Origin of the sequence: Streptomyces stelliscabiei, from assembly GCF_014873495.1 — a bacterium.
In the GTDB taxonomy this organism is placed as follows: domain Bacteria; phylum Actinomycetota; class Actinomycetes; order Streptomycetales; family Streptomycetaceae; genus Streptomyces; species Streptomyces bottropensis.
This window is the reverse complement of record NZ_JADBGF010000001.1, coordinates 1,445,195-1,461,887: the sequence shown is the minus strand read 5'-3', so window position 1 is coordinate 1,461,887 and position 16,693 is coordinate 1,445,195. Positions and strand designations below refer to the sequence as shown.

The window sequence follows — 16,693 nt, the reverse complement described above, 5'->3', positions numbered from 1 at the left end:
ACGCCTCGGGGTGGCCACCGTGGCGTCGTCGGTGGGAGGCGGGGGCCGCGAGGCGGCTCATACGACGTGGCGCGCGGTCGCGAGGGAACACTGGGATGCTGTTGCTGGACAAAAAGCGCGGCCCAAGTTCCGACGGCCGGTGGTGGTGGAAACCATGGCAAGGTCCGGGGAGAGCGGTTCGGGGTTCGTGCCCCCGTGCGCCGACCCCCGGGGCGACCCCTTCCTGCGCACCCGGTTCGCCGTACCGGCCCGCCCCGCCACCTTCCTCCGGCGGGGCCGCCTGGTCGACCACCTCGACCGGGCCCTGACCACGCCGCTGACCGTGGTCAACGGTGCCGCCGGCGCCGGCAAGACCCTGCTGGTCGCCGACTGGGCCGCGCGGCGGGAGCCGCCGGTCGCCTGGCTCACCACCGAGGCCGGGGACCAGGGTCCCGGCATGTTCTGGGCCTACGCCCTCCAGGCACTGCGCGCCGCAGGTGTGCCCCTGCCGCCCGAGATCGGCTGCCCGGCCGACGCCGGCCGCGTCGACCGTACGCTGCTGACGCGGCTCGCCGCGGAGCTGGGCGGCCGGGAGCGGCCCGTGATCATGGTGCTCGACGAGTTCGACCGGGTGACCGACCCGGAGATCGCGGACCAGCTGGAGTTCGTGCTCCACCACGCGGCGCGCGGCCTGCGGCTGATCCTCGTCACCCGCACCGAACCGTTGCTGCCCCTGCACCGCCACCGGACCGCAGGCGACCTGACGGAGATCAGGAACGCCGAGCTGGCCTTCACGCCCGAGGAGGCGTCCGTCCTGCTGGACCTGCACGGCCTGCGGCTCACGGTGCCGGTCGCGCGGGCGCTCGTGGAGCGCACCCGGGGCTGGGCGGCCGGTCTGCGACTGAGCGCGCTCGCCGCGCGGGAGAGCCCGGACCCGGAGACGTATCTGAAGCGGTTCGAGGTCGAACGCACCGCCGTCGCGGACTTCCTGCTCGCGGAGGTGCTCCAGCGGCAGACCCCCGAGACACAGGATCTCCTCCTGCGGGTCAGCGTCCTGGAGCGGATCCGCCCCGAGCTGGCGGACGCGCTGACGGAACGCGGCGACGCCGCCGCCATCCTGGCGGAGCTGCACCGCGGGAACGCGTTCGTCGAGGACCTCGGGCACGCCTGGTACCGGCTCCACCCGCTGTTCGGGGAGATCCTCCGCGCCCATCTGCGGATGCGCCGGCCCGGCCTGGAACCCGTGCTCCACCGGCGCGCCGCTGAATGGCTGCGCCGCTCGGGACTGCTCGCCGAGGCGCTCGGGCACGGCGCCGCCGCGGGCGACTGGGAGTTCACCGCCGGAGCCCTCGTCGACGACCTCGCCATCGGCCAGCTGTTCACGGGGCTGCGCTCCGACGACCTGGCCGAACTGTTCTCCCACATGGGCCCCGAGGCGACGAGCCCCGCCGCGCACCTCGTACGGGCGGCCCGCGAACTCTCCCGGTGCGAACTCGACCGGGGCCTGAGCCACCTGCGGCACGCGGAGCGCGGTCTGGCGGGGGAGGAGGACGGGGCCGGGGACGAGCCCGGTCCGGCGGCGGCCCGGCTGAGCTGTCTGCTGCTGGAGGCGCTGGCCGCCCGGCTGACCGGCTCACCGGGCCGGGCGGAGCTGGTGGCCGGGACGGCCGAAAGGCTGCGGGAACAGGTCCCCGACCACCTTCTGGACGCGCACCCCGAACTCACCGCGCTGCTCCTGGCCCACCTGGGCTCGACGCGACTGTGGGCCGGGCGCTTCGAGGAGGCACGCGCCGCGCTGGCCCTGGTCGCCGACGGTTCCGGGGACGCGTCGACGGCACTGCCGCGCGAGGACTGTCTCGGGCGGCTGGCCCTCATCGACTATCTGAACGGCTGGCTCGGCAGAGCCGAACGCAAGGCCACGGCGGCGCTGACCCTCTCCGAGCGGTACAGCCTGCCGCAGCCCTCCGGCTTCGGCATCGCACGGCTGGTCCTGGCCGCCGTCGCCGTCGACCGCGACGAACTGCTGCTGGCCCGCGCCCACCTCGACGCCGTGGCGGACGCCCCGCCCACCATGCGGGATCCGGTGACCGAGGCCGGCCGGGCCATCGCCACCGCCCGTCTGCGGCTGGCCCGCGGGGACACGCGCGGCGCCCTGGCCGCCGCCGAACCGGGCGTGGCCGCCGACGTGGCCTCGCCCTGGGCGCGGGGCCACACCGCCCTGGTCGTCTCCGCCGCCCACCTCGCCCGGGGCCGGCCCGAGGAGGCCGCCGCACTGCTGCACGCCGTACCCGGCCGCCAGCCGGTCTGCGCCGTGGGGGAGGCACGGGCCCGGCTGGCCGCGGGCACGCCCCTCGCCGCGCTCGACCTGCTGGACGGGGTGCTGCCCGAGAGCCGTACCGGGCCCGCGGTGACCGTACGGGCCCTGCTGGTCCGCGCGGAGGCCGCGCACGCGGCGGGAGACCGGGCCGCCGTGCGCCGGCTCGTCGCCCAGGCCCTCCACGAGGCCCGGCGCGAACGGCTGCGCCGTCCCTTCGCCGAAGCCGGCGGATGGCTCCGGCCCGTCCTCGACACCCCTGCCCTGAAGGGTCTCGCGGCAGGCTGGCTCACCCCGGGACCCGCCCCGCCCACCGGGGCACCCGGTCCCGAGGACCGGCCACCGGTGGTGGAGGACCTGAGCGGACGCGAGCGCGACGTACTGCGGCGGCTGGAGCGGATGATGTCGACCGACGAGATCGCCGCCGACCTGTGCGTGTCGGTGAACACCGTCAAGACCCACCTCAAGAGCGTCTTCCGGAAACTGGCGGTCAACCGCCGCAACGAGGCCGTACGCCGCGCCCGCGAACTCCATCTGCTCTGACGCCGCGATGTGGCGTGGCGCCGCCACCGTGCCAGATCACCGTGGTGCGGGGCGGCCCGCGAGGAGGCTCTCGCGGGCCGCCCCGTGCACCGGCTGCTTCTCACCTGTGGACGACGGGTGCCGCGTCGGGGTCCGAGGTGGACCGCGCCGTCGGTGACGGTGTCGAACGCCGTCTGGCCGCCCGGTCACCCAGCCGTCGGTGTCCGACAGGGTGAACGACCCGGTGACTCCGCCCCTGTGGGTGCGGCACCGGGCTCGGGCACCCGGCCGGTCTTCGCCGCGTCGGCGGTGAAGTGCACCGCGTCGCCCTCGGACATCACCACGTCGACGGCGGTGCCGGAGACCCGCAGCAGGATCCGGTTACCGGGAAGAGGCTGCGAACCACTCGCCACGGCAAGGGTGAGCAACCGGGAGCGGCCGGTGAGGCTCCACATCATCCCGCTCTCGGGGTCAGCTTCCGTACTCCCTGGTGCTGACCACGCGATCCGCTGGGAAGCGGGGGATGGGACTGCCGTCGGAACTCCCCCAGATTCTCCCCGGGGCTGATCGCGGCCGGTTCCGCGGCGGTCCGCCGAGCGCGCGGGCTGCTGATGGCGTGACCGGCTCGCGATTTCGGGGACCGTGATCACCGGCCCGCCGGGGTGGCTGCCTCCCCCGCGGCGGGTGAGGCGCTGGAAGGGCTTCTGAGCTGGGATGGAGGGGGTGGCCGGCCGACGGCCTGTCGCCTCCGGATCGCCCCCACCGGGGTTCCGGGACAACTCGGCGTGGAGGACACCGTGGCGCACTGGCGGGCTCTGATCGTCCTCGGGACGGCCCAGTTCCTGATGGTTCTGGACACGTCCGTCATGAACGTCTCCATCAGCCAACTCGTCGAGGACTTCGACACCGAGGTCACCGCCATCCAGGGCGTGATCACGCTGTACGCGCTGGTCATGGCCGCCTTCATGCTCATCGGGGGGAGGTTCGGCGACATCCTCGGCCGCAGACGGCTCTTCTTCCTCGGCCTCGTGGTCTACGGCATCGGCTCGGCCGTGACCGCCGTCGCGCCCACGCTGTGGGTCCTCGGGCTCGGCTGGTCGGTCATCGAGGGACTCGGCGCGGCCATGGTGCTGCCGGCCATGGCCGCGCTCGTCGCCGAGTCCTACCGAGGGCGGGACCGGGCCGTCGCCTACGGCGTCATCGGCGGACTGGCGGGCGCGGGCATCGCCGTCGGCCCGCTGCTCGGCGGCTGGGTGACGACGTACCTCACCTGGCGGCTGGTCTTCGCCGGCGAGGTCGTGGTCGTCGTCGCCGTCCTGTGCTTCCGCCGCGCGATCACCGAGGCACCCCGGACCGGCCCGCGTCCCGCGATGGACGGCGTGGGCGCCGCGCTGTCGGCGGCCGGACTCGCGCTGGGCGTGCTCGGCGTGCTGCAGAGCAGCACCTGGGGCTGGGTGCAGCCCCGCAACCCGCCCTTCACCGTCATGGGCTTCGCCCCGACCCTGTTCGTCATCGGCGCCGGAGCGCTCGTCCTGGTCGCCTTCGTGCACTGGGAGCACCGGCGGACCGCCCACGGCACCGACCCCCTGGTCCACCTGCCCCTGCTGCGCAGGCCCGCGCTGCGCAGCGGGCTGTCGGCCCTGCTGTGCCAGAACCTCATCCTGCTCGGGCTGTTCTTCACCATCCCGCTCTATCTGCAGGTCGTGCAGGGATTCGACGCCTTCCAGACCGGGCTGCGGCTGCTCCCGGTGTCCATCACCATGCTGGCCGCGTCCCTGGTCGCCTCCCGGCTGGGGCGCAGGGCGGGCCCGCGCCGGGTGGTGCGGCTGGCCCTGGCGACCCTGGCGGTGGCCATCGTGTGGCTGCTGGCCACCATCGACCCCGTCATCGACGACACGCAGTTCGCCCTGGCCATGGGTCTGCTCGGCGTGGGCATGGGGCTGCTCGCCTCGCAGCTGGGCAACGTCGTGCAGTCCAGCGCGGGGGAGGAGGAGCGCAGCGAGGTCGGCGGGCTGCAGTTCACGGCGCAGAACCTGGGGTCCGCGCTGGGCACCGCGCTCATCGGATCGCTGCTCATCGGGTCCCTCGCCCATGCCTTCACCGCGCAGGTGGAGGACGACCCGAGGCTGTCGCAGGAGGCCCGGCAGCAGACGAGTGTCGCGCTCCAGGCCGGGATCAGTTTCGTCCCCACCGAGCAGGTGCGCACGGCGGCCGAGCGCGCCGGGCTGCCGCCGTCCGAGGTCGACGCGCTCGCCGACTCCTACGCGTCCGCCCAGCTGAACGGCCTCAAGGCGGCCATCCTCGCCACCGGCGGCATCACCCTCGCCGCGTTCCTGGTCACGCCACGGCTGCCGACCGGACGCAAGGACCGTACGCCACCGCCGGGCACGGGCGGCGGCTCCGGACGCACCCCGGCGGCGGCACCCGGCTCGACCCGCCGGGACGGCGACTGAGACCGCCACCGGACGACTGGGACCGCCACCAGGACGACTGAGACCGCCACCGAGGACGGCGACTCCCACGCGCGACGAAGCACCCGCCACCGAGAGGAGACCGGGACGATGTCCGCGACCGGGCCCGCATCCGCCACGACCCGTGACGAGCGCGGCGCCACGCGCCGGGCCCGCACCGACTACACCGGTGGGGTCTACGGATCCATGCTCGCGTCCTCCGTGCTCATCGGCGTCGGCACCCTGGGGTCCTATCCCCGCCTGGAGATCGTCCTCCTGCTGCTGCTCACCGGTCTCGTGTTCTGGATCGCGCACGTGCACGCCCAGCTGTTCGGAGCCCGGCTGTCGCGGCGGGGGCTGGATCGCCGGATCGTGCTGGAGGTGTGCCGCGACGAGTGGCCGATCGTCAACGCCGCCGTTCCACCGGCCGCCGCCGTGGCCCTCAGTCCCGTCCTCGGCCTCGACGTGCCGGGCGCACTGTGGCTGGCGATCGCGGTGGCGGTGGCGGGACAGGTCGGCTGGTCCGCGGCGGCTGCCCGCCGGGCCGACGCCTCATGGGGGCTGGTCGCCGTGACGGCCTCGGTCAATCTGGTGCTCGGTCTTCTGATCATCGCGTTCAAGCTCTATCTGACCCACTGACTTTCACCGTCCCACCGACTTTCACCGTCCCACCGACACTCACCGACCCACCGACTCTCACCTTCCCGGGGTGAGGCCCGGCCGACGCTCCGGGACGCACGATCGCAGGAGAAGGGGCGCAGCCCGCCCGACACCGGCCATGAGGACGACCGCTCATGCGCTATGAGATACGCGTCGACGGAAGGTTGTCGAAGGCGCTGACCGGCGCCTTCCCCGAGCTGGACCATGTCGAGATGTCCGGCCACACCGTCCTGTTCGGACACGTCGTCGACGAGGCGCATCTCTACGGCCTGCTGGCCCGCTGCCAGTCCCTCGGCCTACGGGTCCTGGAGATGCGCCAACTGCCGGAGTGAGCCGGAGTGAGCCGGAGCGAACCGGAGTGAGACGCGACCCGGAGTGAGCCGAGACCCGGAGTGAGGAGTGACCGTCAAAGGCTCTCCGCGTGGACCCTGCCCGTGTGCGCGGCGACGCGGAGCACGTCGAAGTCCCGCTCGTTGCGGTCGGCGTAGGACTGCGCGAACTCGGCGAGCGCGCGGTCGAAGCGGTCGCTGCCGCCCAGGTAGGCGGCGATGGCGACCGGGTCGCCGGAGCGGGCGTGGGCCCGCGCCAGGCTGGCCCCGCACACCCGCGCGAAGAGCCGCAGCATGCCGGGATCCCAGGTCTCGGGCCGCGCGATACCCTTCCAGTCGCGCAACTGCCGTACGTAGAAGTCCCGTTCGCGCCCGTCGAGACCGACGACGTGGGTCCAGCCCAGGAAGATGTCACTGGTCGTCTGGATCAGCCGCTGCCCCGACACCACCCGGCGGCCCTGGTTGTCCCAGCGGTCGCCGCCGAGCTGGGCGGAGAGGACGGACTGCTGCGCCTCCTTCGCCTGGAGCAGCAGCGGGTCGGTGTCGTCCCGGCCGAGCAGGAGAATGATCCAGCAGCGCGTCCCGACGCTGCCGACGCCCACCACCTTCCGGGCCATGTCGACGACGCGGTAGTGGCGCAGCAGATGCCGTCGTTCCGACGACAGGGTCCGGACGTACTGGTCCAGGACGTTCCGCAGCTCCTTCTCCTGCCCGTCCCCGGAGGGGTCCGCCAACAGGTCCCGCAGCGGGGTGATCAGCGGCGGGTCGGGGGTGATCAGCCGTCCCTCGGCCGTGATCCGGGTGAGCTTCTCGAAGGCCTGGAGGTGGGTGCGCGTCCGCGCCTTCGTGGCCGCCTCGGCGGTCCGGCGTCGGCTCCGCTTGTCCATCAAGGAGGCCATCAGCTCCCGCAGCCGGTCGGCGTCGTCCTGCGCGTACCAGATGTCCAGCGTGGGCATGCCGGCGAAGTCGCGCATCCGCCGCCGGTACGCCTTCACACAGGTCCGCACCGCCTTGTTCTGCTCGTGGGTGGAGAAGCCGTTGGCCCGGCCCGCGATCACGAAGCTGGCCGCCAGCCGTTTCACGTCCCACTCGAACGGCCCGGCCAGCGTCTCGTCGAAGTCGTTGATGTCGAACACGAGATGGCGTTCGGGTGAGGCGAGCAGCCGGAAGTTGAGCAGATGGGCGTCACCGCAGAGCTGCACCATGAGGCCGCTGTTCGGCAGGGAGCCGAGGTCCGACGCCATGATGGCGGCCGCGCCCCGGTAGAAGCGGAACGGGGATTCGAGCATGCGGCCGTAGCGGATCGGGACCAACTCCTGGAGCCGCGTGGCCGACTGACGCTCGATCACCTCGATCGGGTCGGTCCGTCCCGCGTCCGCGTCCGCCTCGAACCAGCCATGGCAGGACCGCGAGGCGCGCTTGCGCGCGTTCCGGCCGTACTCCGCCCGCTCGGTCACGGACAGTGATGCCGTGAATGCGCTCGATACGGTCATGACCCACACCTCCTGCACCGCCGGACGGGCGTAGTTCCCTCCTCATCCTGCATCCGATTCGCGGGGATCACCCGCCGAGGGTGATCCGGCCGGGGTGCGGGCGCGGGGACGCTGACCCTCTGAGGTCACCGCACACCGTCGCGCGCCGACGGTGCCGAAACGGCCGCTCGGCCGCGAGGAGGAGCCATGACCGAGTCATCTGGCCCGGCACCGCGTACCGGGACGGGCTCCGGGCCCGGCGGAAGCGCCGACCGGCCCGGCGGAACGGCCGCCCCACCCCGTGGGGCGCCCGGCGCCCCGGGCGACCCGGCGGAGACACTGGGGCGGGTCGGCCGGTCCTGGACCTGGATCCTCGGCGCGGCACTGGCCACGCTGGTCCCGGGCGTCATCGTCCTGGTCTGGCCGGACGAGACCCTGCACGTCCTCGCGGTCCTCATCGGCCTGTACCTGCTGGCGATCGGCGTGTTCCGATTCGTCGGCGTCTTCGCCCGGGACGAAGCGGGTGAGCGGCTTTCCGGACTGCTGCTGGCGCTGCTGTGCGTCCTGGCCGGAGTGCTCTGTCTGCGGAACCCGCTGCAGACCATCGCCGCGCTCTCCCTGATCGTCGGGATCGTCTGGCTGGCGAGCGGCATTCTCACCCTGCACACCGCCCTCGCGGCCAAGGACCTTCCCCACCGCGGGTTCGTCCTCGTCGCCGCGGTGCTCGGCATCGTCGCGGGGATCGTGGTGCTGGCCCTGCCGACCGAGTCGGCTACGGCGCTGACCCGGCTGCTCGGCCTGTGGCTCGTGCTGCTCGGCCTGGCCGAGGCGGCGGTCGCCCTCGCCTGGCGGGCCGCCCTGCACCGGGCGGGCCTGACGAGCGCGCACGAGGCGACCGCCGGACCCCCCGCGTGACCGAGGAGGAGGTGGAGTCATGACCATGGGCAAGGATTCCGTACCGGCGCCTTCGGGAGGCGGGAGCACAGACGGAACCGGTCATGTGCTGAGCGCCGAGGAGCGCGCCGAGTACGAGCGGCTGCGCCGGCACGCGGGCGTACGGCACCGGCGGCTGCGCAAGGCCGGCGCAGCCGTGCTGCTGGTGGTGACCCTGCTCCTCGCTCCCCTCGCCGTCGTCGCGGCCTGGGTGAACGAGACGGTCGCCGACACCGACCGCTATGTCGAGACGGTCGCCCCACTGGCGTCCGACCCGGCCGTCCAGCAGGTCGTGATCGACCGGCTGACCGACGAGGTGGTCAAGAAGGTGGACGTCAAGGCGGTGACGGACGCCCTCACCAAGGTGCTCTCCGACAACGGCGCGCCGGCGCAGGTCGTGGCGGGGGCCGGGTCCCTCGACGGCCCGCTGCGGTCCGTGGTCCGTACGGTCGTCGACCGCAACGTCACCCGGGTCGTGGAGAGCGAGATCTTCCGGCGGACCTGGGAGGCCTCGAACCGGCAGGCGCACGCGGCGGTGGTGCACATGCTCACCGGCGAGCGGGAGGGCGCCCTGCGGGCCACCGGCGACACGATCCAGCTCGACGTCGGCGCCGTCGTGGACGACGTACGCCGGCGGCTCGTCGACGCGGGCTTCGACAAGGCCGCCGCCATCCCCGACAGCAACCGGACGGTCACGCTGTTCCACACGGACGAACTGGGCAAGGCGCAGGACGCCATGAGGCTGCTGAACATCCTCGGCACCTGGCTGCCCGTCATCACCGTCGCACTCGCCGCCCTGGCGGTGTGGACCGCGCCCGGCCACCGGGTGATGGTGCTGATCACGGCACTCGGCATCAGTGTGATGATGGCGGTCCTGCTCGTCGCGCTGGCCGTCGTCCGGCGCGTCTATCTGGACGCCGTGCCGTCCGCGACGCTGCCACCGGACGCCGCCGGAGCCATCTTCGACACCTTCCTGCGCTTCCTGCGCGACAGCGCCCGCACGCTCCTCGTGGTCTTCCTGGCCACGGCCCTCGCCGCCTATCTCTACGGCCCCGGACGGGTCGCCCGCCGGGTGCGGACCCTGGCCGGGCACGGCACCACGGAGGCCGGGCGGGCGCTGCGCGGTGCCGGGCTGAGCACCGGGCGGGCCGGACGCCTGCTGGCCGCCCATCCCCGGTGGACCAACGGCATCGTCCTCGGGGCCGGCGCCCTGGCCCTCATCCTGTGGAACCACCCGACGGTCGGCGCGGTCGTCCTCGTCGCCGTCCTGGTCGTGGTCGTGCTGGCGCTGGTGGCGATGGTCGCCGCGGCGGCGGACCCGGCCCCCGAGGAAGCCGGTCTCACCCTCCCGGGGTGAGGCCGCCCGCCCTCGCACCGGGCACCCTGAGATCGGCGCCGAGTGCGGTGCCGTGGGCGCGCCGAGGACGGCGGGGCAGACCTGCCGGGCGAACGTCCGGAACGGAGGAGAGACATGAGTGGTCAGACGTACCTCGCGTACGACTATCCGCTGCTGAGCGTCTTCTGGTCCATGCTGCTGCTGTTCCTGTGGATCATGTGGTTCGTGCTGCTCTTCCGGGTCGTGGTCGACATCTTCCGCGACGACGACATGAGCGGGTGGGCCAAGACGGGCTGGCTGGTTCTCACGATCCTCCTGCCGTTCCTGGGTGTGTTCGTCTACGTGATCGCCCGCGGCAAGAACATGGGCAGTCGCGAGGTGGCCCAGGCACGTGCGCAACAGGCCGCCTTCGACTCCTACATCCGGGAGACGGCCAAGGGCGGCGGCGGACAGCCCAGCAGCGTCGACGAACTCGCCAGGCTGTCCGAGATCCGCTCGCGCGGCGACATCTCGGACGACGAGTTCCGCCGCGCCAAGGAACTGGTCCTCAGCGGTCACGGCGCCTCGGCGGGAACGGGCGTCGGCCCGTCCGCCGCCGCGCGCTGAGGCCCCGACGACACCGCACGCAACCGCACGAAACCGAATGGAGGCAGCGGTATGACCGCCACACACTCCGGGCACATGCACGCGACCAAGCGGTCACATCCCTTCGCGGAGGGACTGACGGTCTTCGCGGCCATCATGCTGATGATCGCGGGTGTCCTCGGCATCTGCCGGGGCATCATGGCCATCGCCGAGGACGAGGTCTTCGTCTCGACCCGCAACTACGTCTTCGAGTTCGACCTCACCGGCTGGGGCTGGGTCCACCTCGCCCTCGGTGTCGTGGCCGTCCTCGTCAGCCTGGGCCTGTTCCAGGCGTCGCTGTGGGCCCGCGTCGCCGGCGTCGCCATCGCCGGGCTCATCATCATCGCCAACTTCCTGTCCCTGCCGTACTACCCCGTCTGGTCCATCGTGATGATCGCCTTCTCGGCGTTCATCATCTGGGCCCTGTGCGTGGTCAAGCGGGACGACTAGGAGGACTCGCCTCGCTGAGGGAGGGGTCCTCCCGCAGGCAGCGACGCAGGTGTGGCAGCATGCCGCGGTGCAACAGGGCCTGCTGCCACACCAGTCGCGCCTGTTCCGGCCGGGCGGGTTCGGCCGGGCCGCCGGGGCCGCGCAGCGCCGTGCGGAGCAGCGCGGCGAGGGCGACGAGGGCACTCGTGGCCGCGAAGAGCGCGAGTGTCCATCCGGCGGCGAGGAGCGAGCCGGGCAGCGTGCCCCGCACTCCGATCAGTCGCAGGAGGCAGCCGAGGACGAGGACGACCGCGGCGGAGCAGGCGGCCAGGGACGGCGTGAGCACCGCCAGCAGCGGCAGCAACCCGGCGTCTGCGGACCGCTGTTCGCACCGCCCGGCCCCGTTCGCGTCCTCGTCGGCGGCGGAGACGAGTGCGGTGAGATACGCGCGGTACTCGCCGCGCGCCGCCGCCACGATCGCGTCCGCGTCCGCCGACGTCCGCACCCGCAGCCGCCGTTCGGCCAGACCGCTCGGGTCGGCGCGCAGCGCGTCCCGGATCTGCGGGGTGTCCAGCGCCCGGCACAGCACGGCCTCGAAGTCCGCCCGGTCCTCGGGGCGGAGGCCGGTCGGGGGATACGGCCCCGTCACCCCGGCCTCCTCAGACGTTGACGCCGAAGTCGGCGGCGATCCCGGCCAGCCCGGAGGCGTACCCCTGGCCGACGGCGCGGAACTTCCACTCGGCGCCGTTGCGGTACAGCTCGCCGAAGACCATCGCCGTCTCGGTGGAGGCGTCCTCGGACAGGTCGTAGCGGGCGATCTCGGTGCCACCCGCCTGGTTGACCACGCGGATGAAGGCGTTGCGGACCTGGCCGAAGCTCTGGCCCCGGTTCGCGGCGTCGTGGATCGAGACCGGGAAGACGATCCGGTCGACCTCGGCCGGCACGGCCGCGAGGTTCACCTTGACCGACTCGTCGTCGCCCTCGCCCTCGCCGGTGAGGTTGTCCCCGGTGTGCTCGACCGAACCGTCCGGGCTGGTCAGGTTGTTGTAGAAGACGAAGTGCCCGTCGGAGAGCACCTTGCCGGAGGCGTCGAGCAGCAGCGCCGACGCGTCGAGGTCGTAGTCGGTGCCGGTGGTCGTGCGCACGTCCCAGCCCAGGCCGACCAGGACGGCCGTCAGGCCCGGTGCGGCCTTGCTGAGCGAGACGTTGCCGCCCTTGGACAGGGAAACTCCCACGGTGGACTCCTTCTTGAGAACTCGGGGGTCTTGAAGACCTTGCGGATCCTGCGGCACCGCCCGATGCCCCGGCGGACTGCCGCGACTCGAAATCTACAGCACTGTAGAAGGAGAGTGGAGGTGTTTCGGCAATCCTCCTTCTACAATTCTGTAGAGAACGCGACGCGGATCGATCGGCCGGCGGCGAGGAGGCAGGGCGTGACGGACCAGCAGCGTCCCCGGCGGCGGGGGCAGGGTGAGCTGGAGGCGCTCGTCCTGTCCGCGCTGCGCGAGGCGCGCGCCCCCGAGAGCGCGGGGTGGGTGCAGGAACGCCTCGGCGGCGACCTCGCCTACACGACGGTGATCACGATCCTGACCCGGCTGCTGGCCAAGGGCGCGGTGACCCGGGAGCGCTCCGGCCGTTCCTTCGTGTGGACCCCGGCCTCCGACCAGGCGGGCCTGGCCGCGCACCGGATGCGCAGGGTCCTCGACGGCGAGAGCGACCGCGAGGCCGTACTGGCCAGCTTCGTCACCTCCCTGGAGCCGGACGACGAGCGCCTGCTGCGCGAGCTGCTCGGGCGGGCGAGGGCCGAAGGGGACGACTGAGGCCGCATGGGGGTCTTCGTCATCCTGCCACGGGTCCTGCCGCTGATCGCGTGGCCCATCGCGCTGCTGGCCGAGCAGCGGCTGCATCCGCGCACCGCCACCCGGCTGCTGACCGGCGTGGCCGTGGTCACGGCGGTGTGCAGCACCGTCCGCCTCGGCCTGCTGATGGTCGTCGGCACGGCCCGACTGCCCGGCAACCCGCTGCCCGGCGGCTGGTCCGACCCCGAGGTGCGCGCGGCGGTCGCTACGACGAGGTCGCCGGGCGGCTGGCCATCCCGGCGCTCCTCGCCGTCCTGCCGGCCTGCGCCCGCACGCTGTGGCGGCACCGGCGGACACGCCGCCGCGCCCACCGGGCCCTGGCCGGACTGCCGGACACCGAGGTGGCCGTAGTGCCCGACACGGCGCCCTACGCGTACGCGCTGCCCGGGGGCGACCGCGACCGGGTGGTGGTGACCCCGGCCCTGCCGGCCTGCCTCGAACCGGCCGAGCGGCGGGCGCTGTTCGCCCACGAGCGGGCCCATCTCGCCGCCCTTCACCACCGGTTGCTGGTGGCCGTCCGGCTGGCGCGCGCCAACCCGTTCCTGCGGCCCCTGCGGACGGCCGTGTCGTACACGGCGGAGCGCTGGGCGGACGAGGACGCGGCGCACACGGTCGGCAGCCGCCGGGTGGTGGCGCGCGCGATCGCAAGACCGCGCTCGTGTCGGCCGGTTCACCGGTGGTGACGCTCGCCGGCTTCGCCGCGTCGGGGCCGGTGCCGCGCCGGGTGGCGGCGCTGCTGGGCCCCGCACCCGTGGCCCGCAGCCGGCCGCCGGTGTTCACCTCGGTGGGGCTGGCCGCGTGGGGCGCGGCCGTCGGGGCGGCGCTCTCGGCGACGTCATCGGCCAACTCGGCCGTGTCGATGACCCTCATTCTGTACGCTGCGACGCCTCTGTGACGTTCGTGACCGCGGGGCGTGATGAGACGTGTGCGGCACCGATCCGTATATCTACATGCATGTAGAGTCCTGCGGGTTCGGTGATCACACAGTCCGGACGTCCAGGGGGCAGTCGACCGGCCGGATGCGGCCGAGGCGGGGGAAGGCCGGTGAGCGGTACGGGAAGGCGGCGCGCGGGTGCCGGAGGCGGGGGGACGCGGCTGACGCGGCGGGGCCGGGCGGTGAGCTGGTTCGCGGGCACCACGGCCGTGCTCGTCCTCGGTGCCGGAGGCGTCGGTGCCTGGGTCTACAACGACCTCGACAACAACATCAAGGGCGCCGACATCGACGGCAAGCTCGGCGGGGACCGGCCGGCCAACCTCAGTCCGGGCTCGAAGAACATCATGGTCGTCGGCTCGGACAGCCGTGACGGGGCGAACGCGAAGTACGGCAAGGACCTGACGACCATGCAGTCGGACACGCTGATGGTGCTGCACCTGCCCGCGAACCGCGAATGGGCCACCGTGGTGTCGTTCCCGCGTGACTCATGGGTCGAGATATCGGCGTGCGAGAAGGGTGACGGCGGCACCTCCGGTCCGCATCTGGCGAAGATCAACGAGGCGTTCGCGATCGGCGGTTCGGGCGGTGAGGTGGCCGGCGCCGCAGCCTGCTCGATCAAGACGGTCGAGGACAACACCGGCCTGCGGATCGACAACTTCATGTCCATCGACTTCCAGGGCTTCAAGGGGATGGTCGACGCCCTGGACGGCATAGAGGTCTGTCCCGAGCGGGCCATCCACGACGAGGACGCCCTCCTCGACATGGACGCGGGCTGCCAGACCGTCGGGGGCGAGAAGGCGCTCGGCTATGTGCGGACCCGCTACGCCGTGGGCGACGGCTCCGACATCGGACGCATCGGCCGCCAGCAGGAGTTCATGGAGACCCTGGCCGCGAAGGCCAAGTCCAAGCTGACGAGCCCCACGGCGCTCTACGACTTCCTGCAGTCCGCCACCAAGTCCCTGACCACGGACGAGGATCTCGACGGCATCGACCCCATCTACGATCTCGCCTCCGAACTGAAGGGCATCCCGAGCGACCGGCTGAGCTTCCTGACCGTCCCCAACTACCCGCGCGAGGCCGACGTCCCCGCCGACAGGGCCAACGTCGTCTGGCAGTACCCGCAGGCCGCCGACCTGTTCACCTCCCTCGCCAACGACAAGGAGGTGGACAAGAAGCGGTTGCAGGCCCAGGCCAGGAACGACCTGATCTACGCGTCCACCGTGCGCGTGCGCGTCCTCAACGGCACCGGGGTCTCCGGCCGCGCGGCCGCCGTCGCCGAGAAGCTGCGTGTGGCCGGGTTCACCGTCGTCGGCACGGGCAACGCGCCCGAGAACACCGACGCCACCACGGTCGCCTACCCGGACGGTCTCACCAAGCAGGCGAAGGTGCTCGCCTCCCGGCTGCCCGACACCAGGGCCACCCGGTCCGCGGACGCCGCCGCGGGAGTGGTGACCCTGGTCGTCGGCTCGGACCTCGACCTGGAGAAGATGCGGTGACCGGTCAGTAGACCGGTCAGCCCTTCGTCAGCGGTCCGGTCGAAGACGACGGCGCCCTCGCTCTCGCCCTCCTCGTGCTCGGCCTCGACGCGCGCCACCAGCTCCAGGGCCAGGTGCTCGATCTCGAAGTCGGTGTCACCGCCCCGCAGCTGGACCCGCCCGGTCGGCGTGGCCCCCGGGCGGACCGCCCCCGGGTTCGACAACCGTGTCGACCGTGGGGCCGCCCACACCGAGCGAACCGAGCAGTCGTTTGAACACCATCGTGGCGTCAACTCCTTGACTTCCGTACGTACATGCGCCGTGGAGGGCGATGATCGCCCTCCACGGACGTGTAGAAGCACAGGGGAGACCGGGACGCGGACGCGCCGCGGTCCGGTGTCGGCCGGGCCGCGGCGAGGGTGGGATCGTGCGGGAGGTCAGGAGCCGGTGAGGCTGATGGCCAGGTCCGTGATGTTCAGCGGGAACTGCTTGATGAAGGCGGCCTCGCCGGTGAAGACGTTGACGCTGTACAGCGAGGGGGTACTGGCCCCGCTCGGGGTGAGGGAGGCGAAGGCGGCGTTGTCGACCGTCCTGCCGCCGCTCAGGGTGCTGTAGATGTCCATGCCGGCCTTGAGCTGGGCGTCGAGGCCGAGGCTGCCGGTCGGGGCGAGCGTGCCGTTGTTGGCCGGGGACTGGATGACGACCTGGTCGCTGTTGGTGTTGATGTCGAACAGCGTGGTCGCCGTAGCCCCGTTGAGGTCGTTGTTCGTGTACGCGGCGGCGGTGACACCCTTCGTCGTGCCCTCGACCGGCGGGGTGGTGAGGTTCACGTCCTGGATGGTCGTGTGGTCGCCCAGGTTGTGGCGCAGGTTCTGGCCGTTGTCGCTGATCACGCGGAGGCGGTCGGCGGCCGGGTTGAAGTCGACGCCGAACTGCGTGCCGTGCAGGGCGTACTGGAGCTGGGACACCTTGGTCACCACGACGTCCTGGGTGGCCGGCGGGGTCTTGATGGTGTAGATGCCGCCCTTGTTGCCGACGCCGTACAGCAGGCCGTCCTGCACCCGGAAGTCGATGCCGACCAGGGCCGTGTCGCCGCTGAGGCCGGTGATGACCCGCACCCAGTTGAGCACGTCCGGCCGGTCCGTGGTGAACGTGGCCATGAGGGTGCCGTCGCCGCTGATCCCGAACGCGCGCAGGCTGGGGACGGCGGCGGGGGCGGCCGAAGCGGTGCCCGGCATGCCGAGCATGAGCGCCGTCGACGTGACCACGACCGCCAGCGCAGCCGTGATTCTCTTTCTCGTGCCTGCTTTCATCGGGTTGCCCTCCCGTTCGAGCGGGCGCCGTTGCGGGGCGCCCGGCTGAGGAATTTCGTACCCG

The 16,693-nt window shown here is 72.5% G+C and carries 14 protein-coding genes and 2 pseudogenes; 11 read left to right on the top strand and 5 right to left on the bottom strand.

The window, feature by feature from the left end; all coding sequences use genetic code 11:
• The first annotated feature begins 154 nt into the window (after nucleotides 1-154).
• The 4 genes from H4687_RS06315 (at nucleotide 155) to H4687_RS06300 (ending at nucleotide 6,257) form a co-directional block, all read left to right on the top strand.
• Nucleotides 155-2,836: a LuxR C-terminal-related transcriptional regulator gene (locus H4687_RS06315; protein WP_046913903.1), complete on the top strand. Its 2,682-nt coding sequence runs from the start codon at nucleotides 155-157 to the stop codon at nucleotides 2,834-2,836.
• A gap of 776 nt (nucleotides 2,837-3,612) precedes the next feature.
• Entirely contained in the window at nucleotides 3,613-5,268 is a 1,656-nt protein-coding gene (locus H4687_RS06310; protein WP_097251474.1) for an MFS transporter, read from the top strand.
• 108 nt (nucleotides 5,269-5,376) lie between these two features.
• The gene (locus H4687_RS06305) at nucleotides 5,377-5,904 is read left to right on the top strand and encodes a hypothetical protein (RefSeq protein ID WP_046913905.1); all 528 of its coding nucleotides are present in this window, start codon (nucleotides 5,377-5,379) and stop codon (nucleotides 5,902-5,904) included.
• Nucleotides 5,905-6,059: 155 nt separating this feature from the next.
• Nucleotides 6,060-6,257 (top strand): hypothetical protein, encoded by a 198-nt coding sequence (locus tag H4687_RS06300; protein WP_005474987.1) that lies wholly within the window; start codon nucleotides 6,060-6,062, stop codon nucleotides 6,255-6,257.
• 74 nt (nucleotides 6,258-6,331) lie between these two features.
• Here the strand turns inward: H4687_RS06300 and H4687_RS06295 are convergent, their stop codons facing one another.
• Nucleotides 6,332-7,747: a DUF2252 domain-containing protein gene (locus tag H4687_RS06295; RefSeq protein ID WP_046913913.1), complete on the bottom strand. Its 1,416-nt coding sequence runs from the start codon at nucleotides 7,745-7,747 to the stop codon at nucleotides 6,332-6,334.
• 186 nt (nucleotides 7,748-7,933) lie between these two features.
• Here H4687_RS06295 and H4687_RS06290 point away from each other — a divergent pair, with 186 nt between their 5' ends.
• The 4 genes from H4687_RS06290 to H4687_RS06275 all read left to right on the top strand — a co-directional run bounded on the left by H4687_RS06290 (nucleotide 7,934) and on the right by H4687_RS06275 (nucleotide 11,069).
• On the top strand, nucleotides 7,934-8,641 hold the full coding sequence (locus tag H4687_RS06290) for an HdeD family acid-resistance protein (RefSeq protein ID WP_046913906.1): 708 nt from the start codon (nucleotides 7,934-7,936) through the stop codon (nucleotides 8,639-8,641).
• Nucleotides 8,642-8,666: 25 nt separating this feature from the next.
• Nucleotides 8,667-10,016, top strand: coding sequence for a hypothetical protein (locus tag H4687_RS06285; RefSeq protein WP_046913914.1), 1,350 nt, complete (start codon nucleotides 8,667-8,669; stop codon nucleotides 10,014-10,016).
• Nucleotides 10,017-10,130: 114 nt separating this feature from the next.
• Nucleotides 10,131-10,601, top strand: coding sequence for an SHOCT domain-containing protein (locus H4687_RS06280; RefSeq protein ID WP_046913907.1), 471 nt, complete (start codon nucleotides 10,131-10,133; stop codon nucleotides 10,599-10,601).
• Between the two features lie 51 nt (nucleotides 10,602-10,652).
• Nucleotides 10,653-11,069: a DUF7144 family membrane protein gene (locus H4687_RS06275; protein WP_046913908.1), complete on the top strand. Its 417-nt coding sequence runs from the start codon at nucleotides 10,653-10,655 to the stop codon at nucleotides 11,067-11,069.
• Here the strand turns inward: H4687_RS06275 and H4687_RS06270 are convergent.
• Nucleotides 11,053-11,697 carry a hypothetical protein gene (locus tag H4687_RS06270; RefSeq protein WP_046913909.1) on the bottom strand — a complete coding sequence of 215 codons (645 nt, stop codon included), beginning with the start codon at nucleotides 11,695-11,697 and terminating at the stop codon, nucleotides 11,053-11,055. The genes H4687_RS06275 and H4687_RS06270 overlap by 17 nt on opposite strands.
• A 10-nt stretch (nucleotides 11,698-11,707) precedes the next feature.
• The gene (locus tag H4687_RS06265; RefSeq protein ID WP_020114594.1) at nucleotides 11,708-12,283 is read right to left on the bottom strand and encodes a TerD family protein; all 576 of its coding nucleotides are present in this window, start codon (nucleotides 12,281-12,283) and stop codon (nucleotides 11,708-11,710) included.
• Nucleotides 12,284-12,481: 198 nt separating this feature from the next.
• On the opposite strand from H4687_RS06265, the gene H4687_RS06260 reads away from it, so the two are divergent.
• The 3 genes and pseudogenes from H4687_RS06260 (at nucleotide 12,482) to H4687_RS06250 (ending at nucleotide 15,337) form a co-directional block, all read left to right on the top strand.
• Nucleotides 12,482-12,868, top strand: coding sequence for a BlaI/MecI/CopY family transcriptional regulator (locus H4687_RS06260; RefSeq protein WP_046913910.1), 387 nt, complete (start codon nucleotides 12,482-12,484; stop codon nucleotides 12,866-12,868).
• Nucleotides 12,869-12,874: 6 nt separating this feature from the next.
• Nucleotides 12,875-13,802: pseudogene (locus tag H4687_RS06255) on the top strand (M56 family metallopeptidase).
• Nucleotides 13,803-13,951: 149 nt separating this feature from the next.
• A complete protein-coding gene (locus H4687_RS06250) occupies nucleotides 13,952-15,337 on the top strand; it encodes an LCP family protein (RefSeq protein WP_434977159.1) in 1,386 nt (461 codons plus the stop codon).
• On the opposite strand, the pseudogene H4687_RS06245 reads toward H4687_RS06250, so the two are convergent.
• A pseudogene (locus H4687_RS06245) lies at nucleotides 15,331-15,598 on the bottom strand (sporulation protein); the annotation flags it as partial. The gene H4687_RS06250 and the pseudogene H4687_RS06245 sit on opposite strands and share 7 nt — an antisense overlap.
• A 155-nt stretch (nucleotides 15,599-15,753) precedes the next feature.
• Nucleotides 15,754-16,629 carry a DUF4394 domain-containing protein gene (locus H4687_RS06240; protein ID WP_046913740.1) on the bottom strand — a complete coding sequence of 292 codons (876 nt, stop codon included), beginning with the start codon at nucleotides 16,627-16,629 and terminating at the stop codon, nucleotides 15,754-15,756.
• Between the last annotated feature and the right edge of the window lie 64 nt (nucleotides 16,630-16,693).

What these genes read in the sequence shown, in the direction of transcription:
- H4687_RS06275 (WP_046913908.1), top strand. Translation starts at nt 10,653, where the DNA reads ATGACCGCCACACACTCCGGGCACATGCACGCGACCAAGCGGTCACAT.
- H4687_RS06285 (WP_046913914.1), top strand. Translation starts at nt 8,667, where the DNA reads ATGGGCAAGGATTCCGTACCGGCGCCTTCGGGAGGCGGGAGCACAGAC.
- H4687_RS06290 (WP_046913906.1), top strand. Translation starts at nt 7,934, where the DNA reads ATGACCGAGTCATCTGGCCCGGCACCGCGTACCGGGACGGGCTCCGGG.
- H4687_RS06305 (WP_046913905.1), top strand. Translation starts at nt 5,377, where the DNA reads ATGTCCGCGACCGGGCCCGCATCCGCCACGACCCGTGACGAGCGCGGC.
- H4687_RS06240 (WP_046913740.1), bottom strand. Translation starts at nt 16,629, where the DNA reads ATGAAAGCAGGCACGAGAAAGAGAATCACGGCTGCGCTGGCGGTCGTG.
- H4687_RS06300 (WP_005474987.1), top strand. Translation starts at nt 6,060, where the DNA reads ATGCGCTATGAGATACGCGTCGACGGAAGGTTGTCGAAGGCGCTGACC.
- H4687_RS06295 (WP_046913913.1), bottom strand. Translation starts at nt 7,747, where the DNA reads ATGACCGTATCGAGCGCATTCACGGCATCACTGTCCGTGACCGAGCGG.
- H4687_RS06280 (WP_046913907.1), top strand. Translation starts at nt 10,131, where the DNA reads ATGAGTGGTCAGACGTACCTCGCGTACGACTATCCGCTGCTGAGCGTC.
- H4687_RS06315 (WP_046913903.1), top strand. Translation starts at nt 155, where the DNA reads ATGGCAAGGTCCGGGGAGAGCGGTTCGGGGTTCGTGCCCCCGTGCGCC.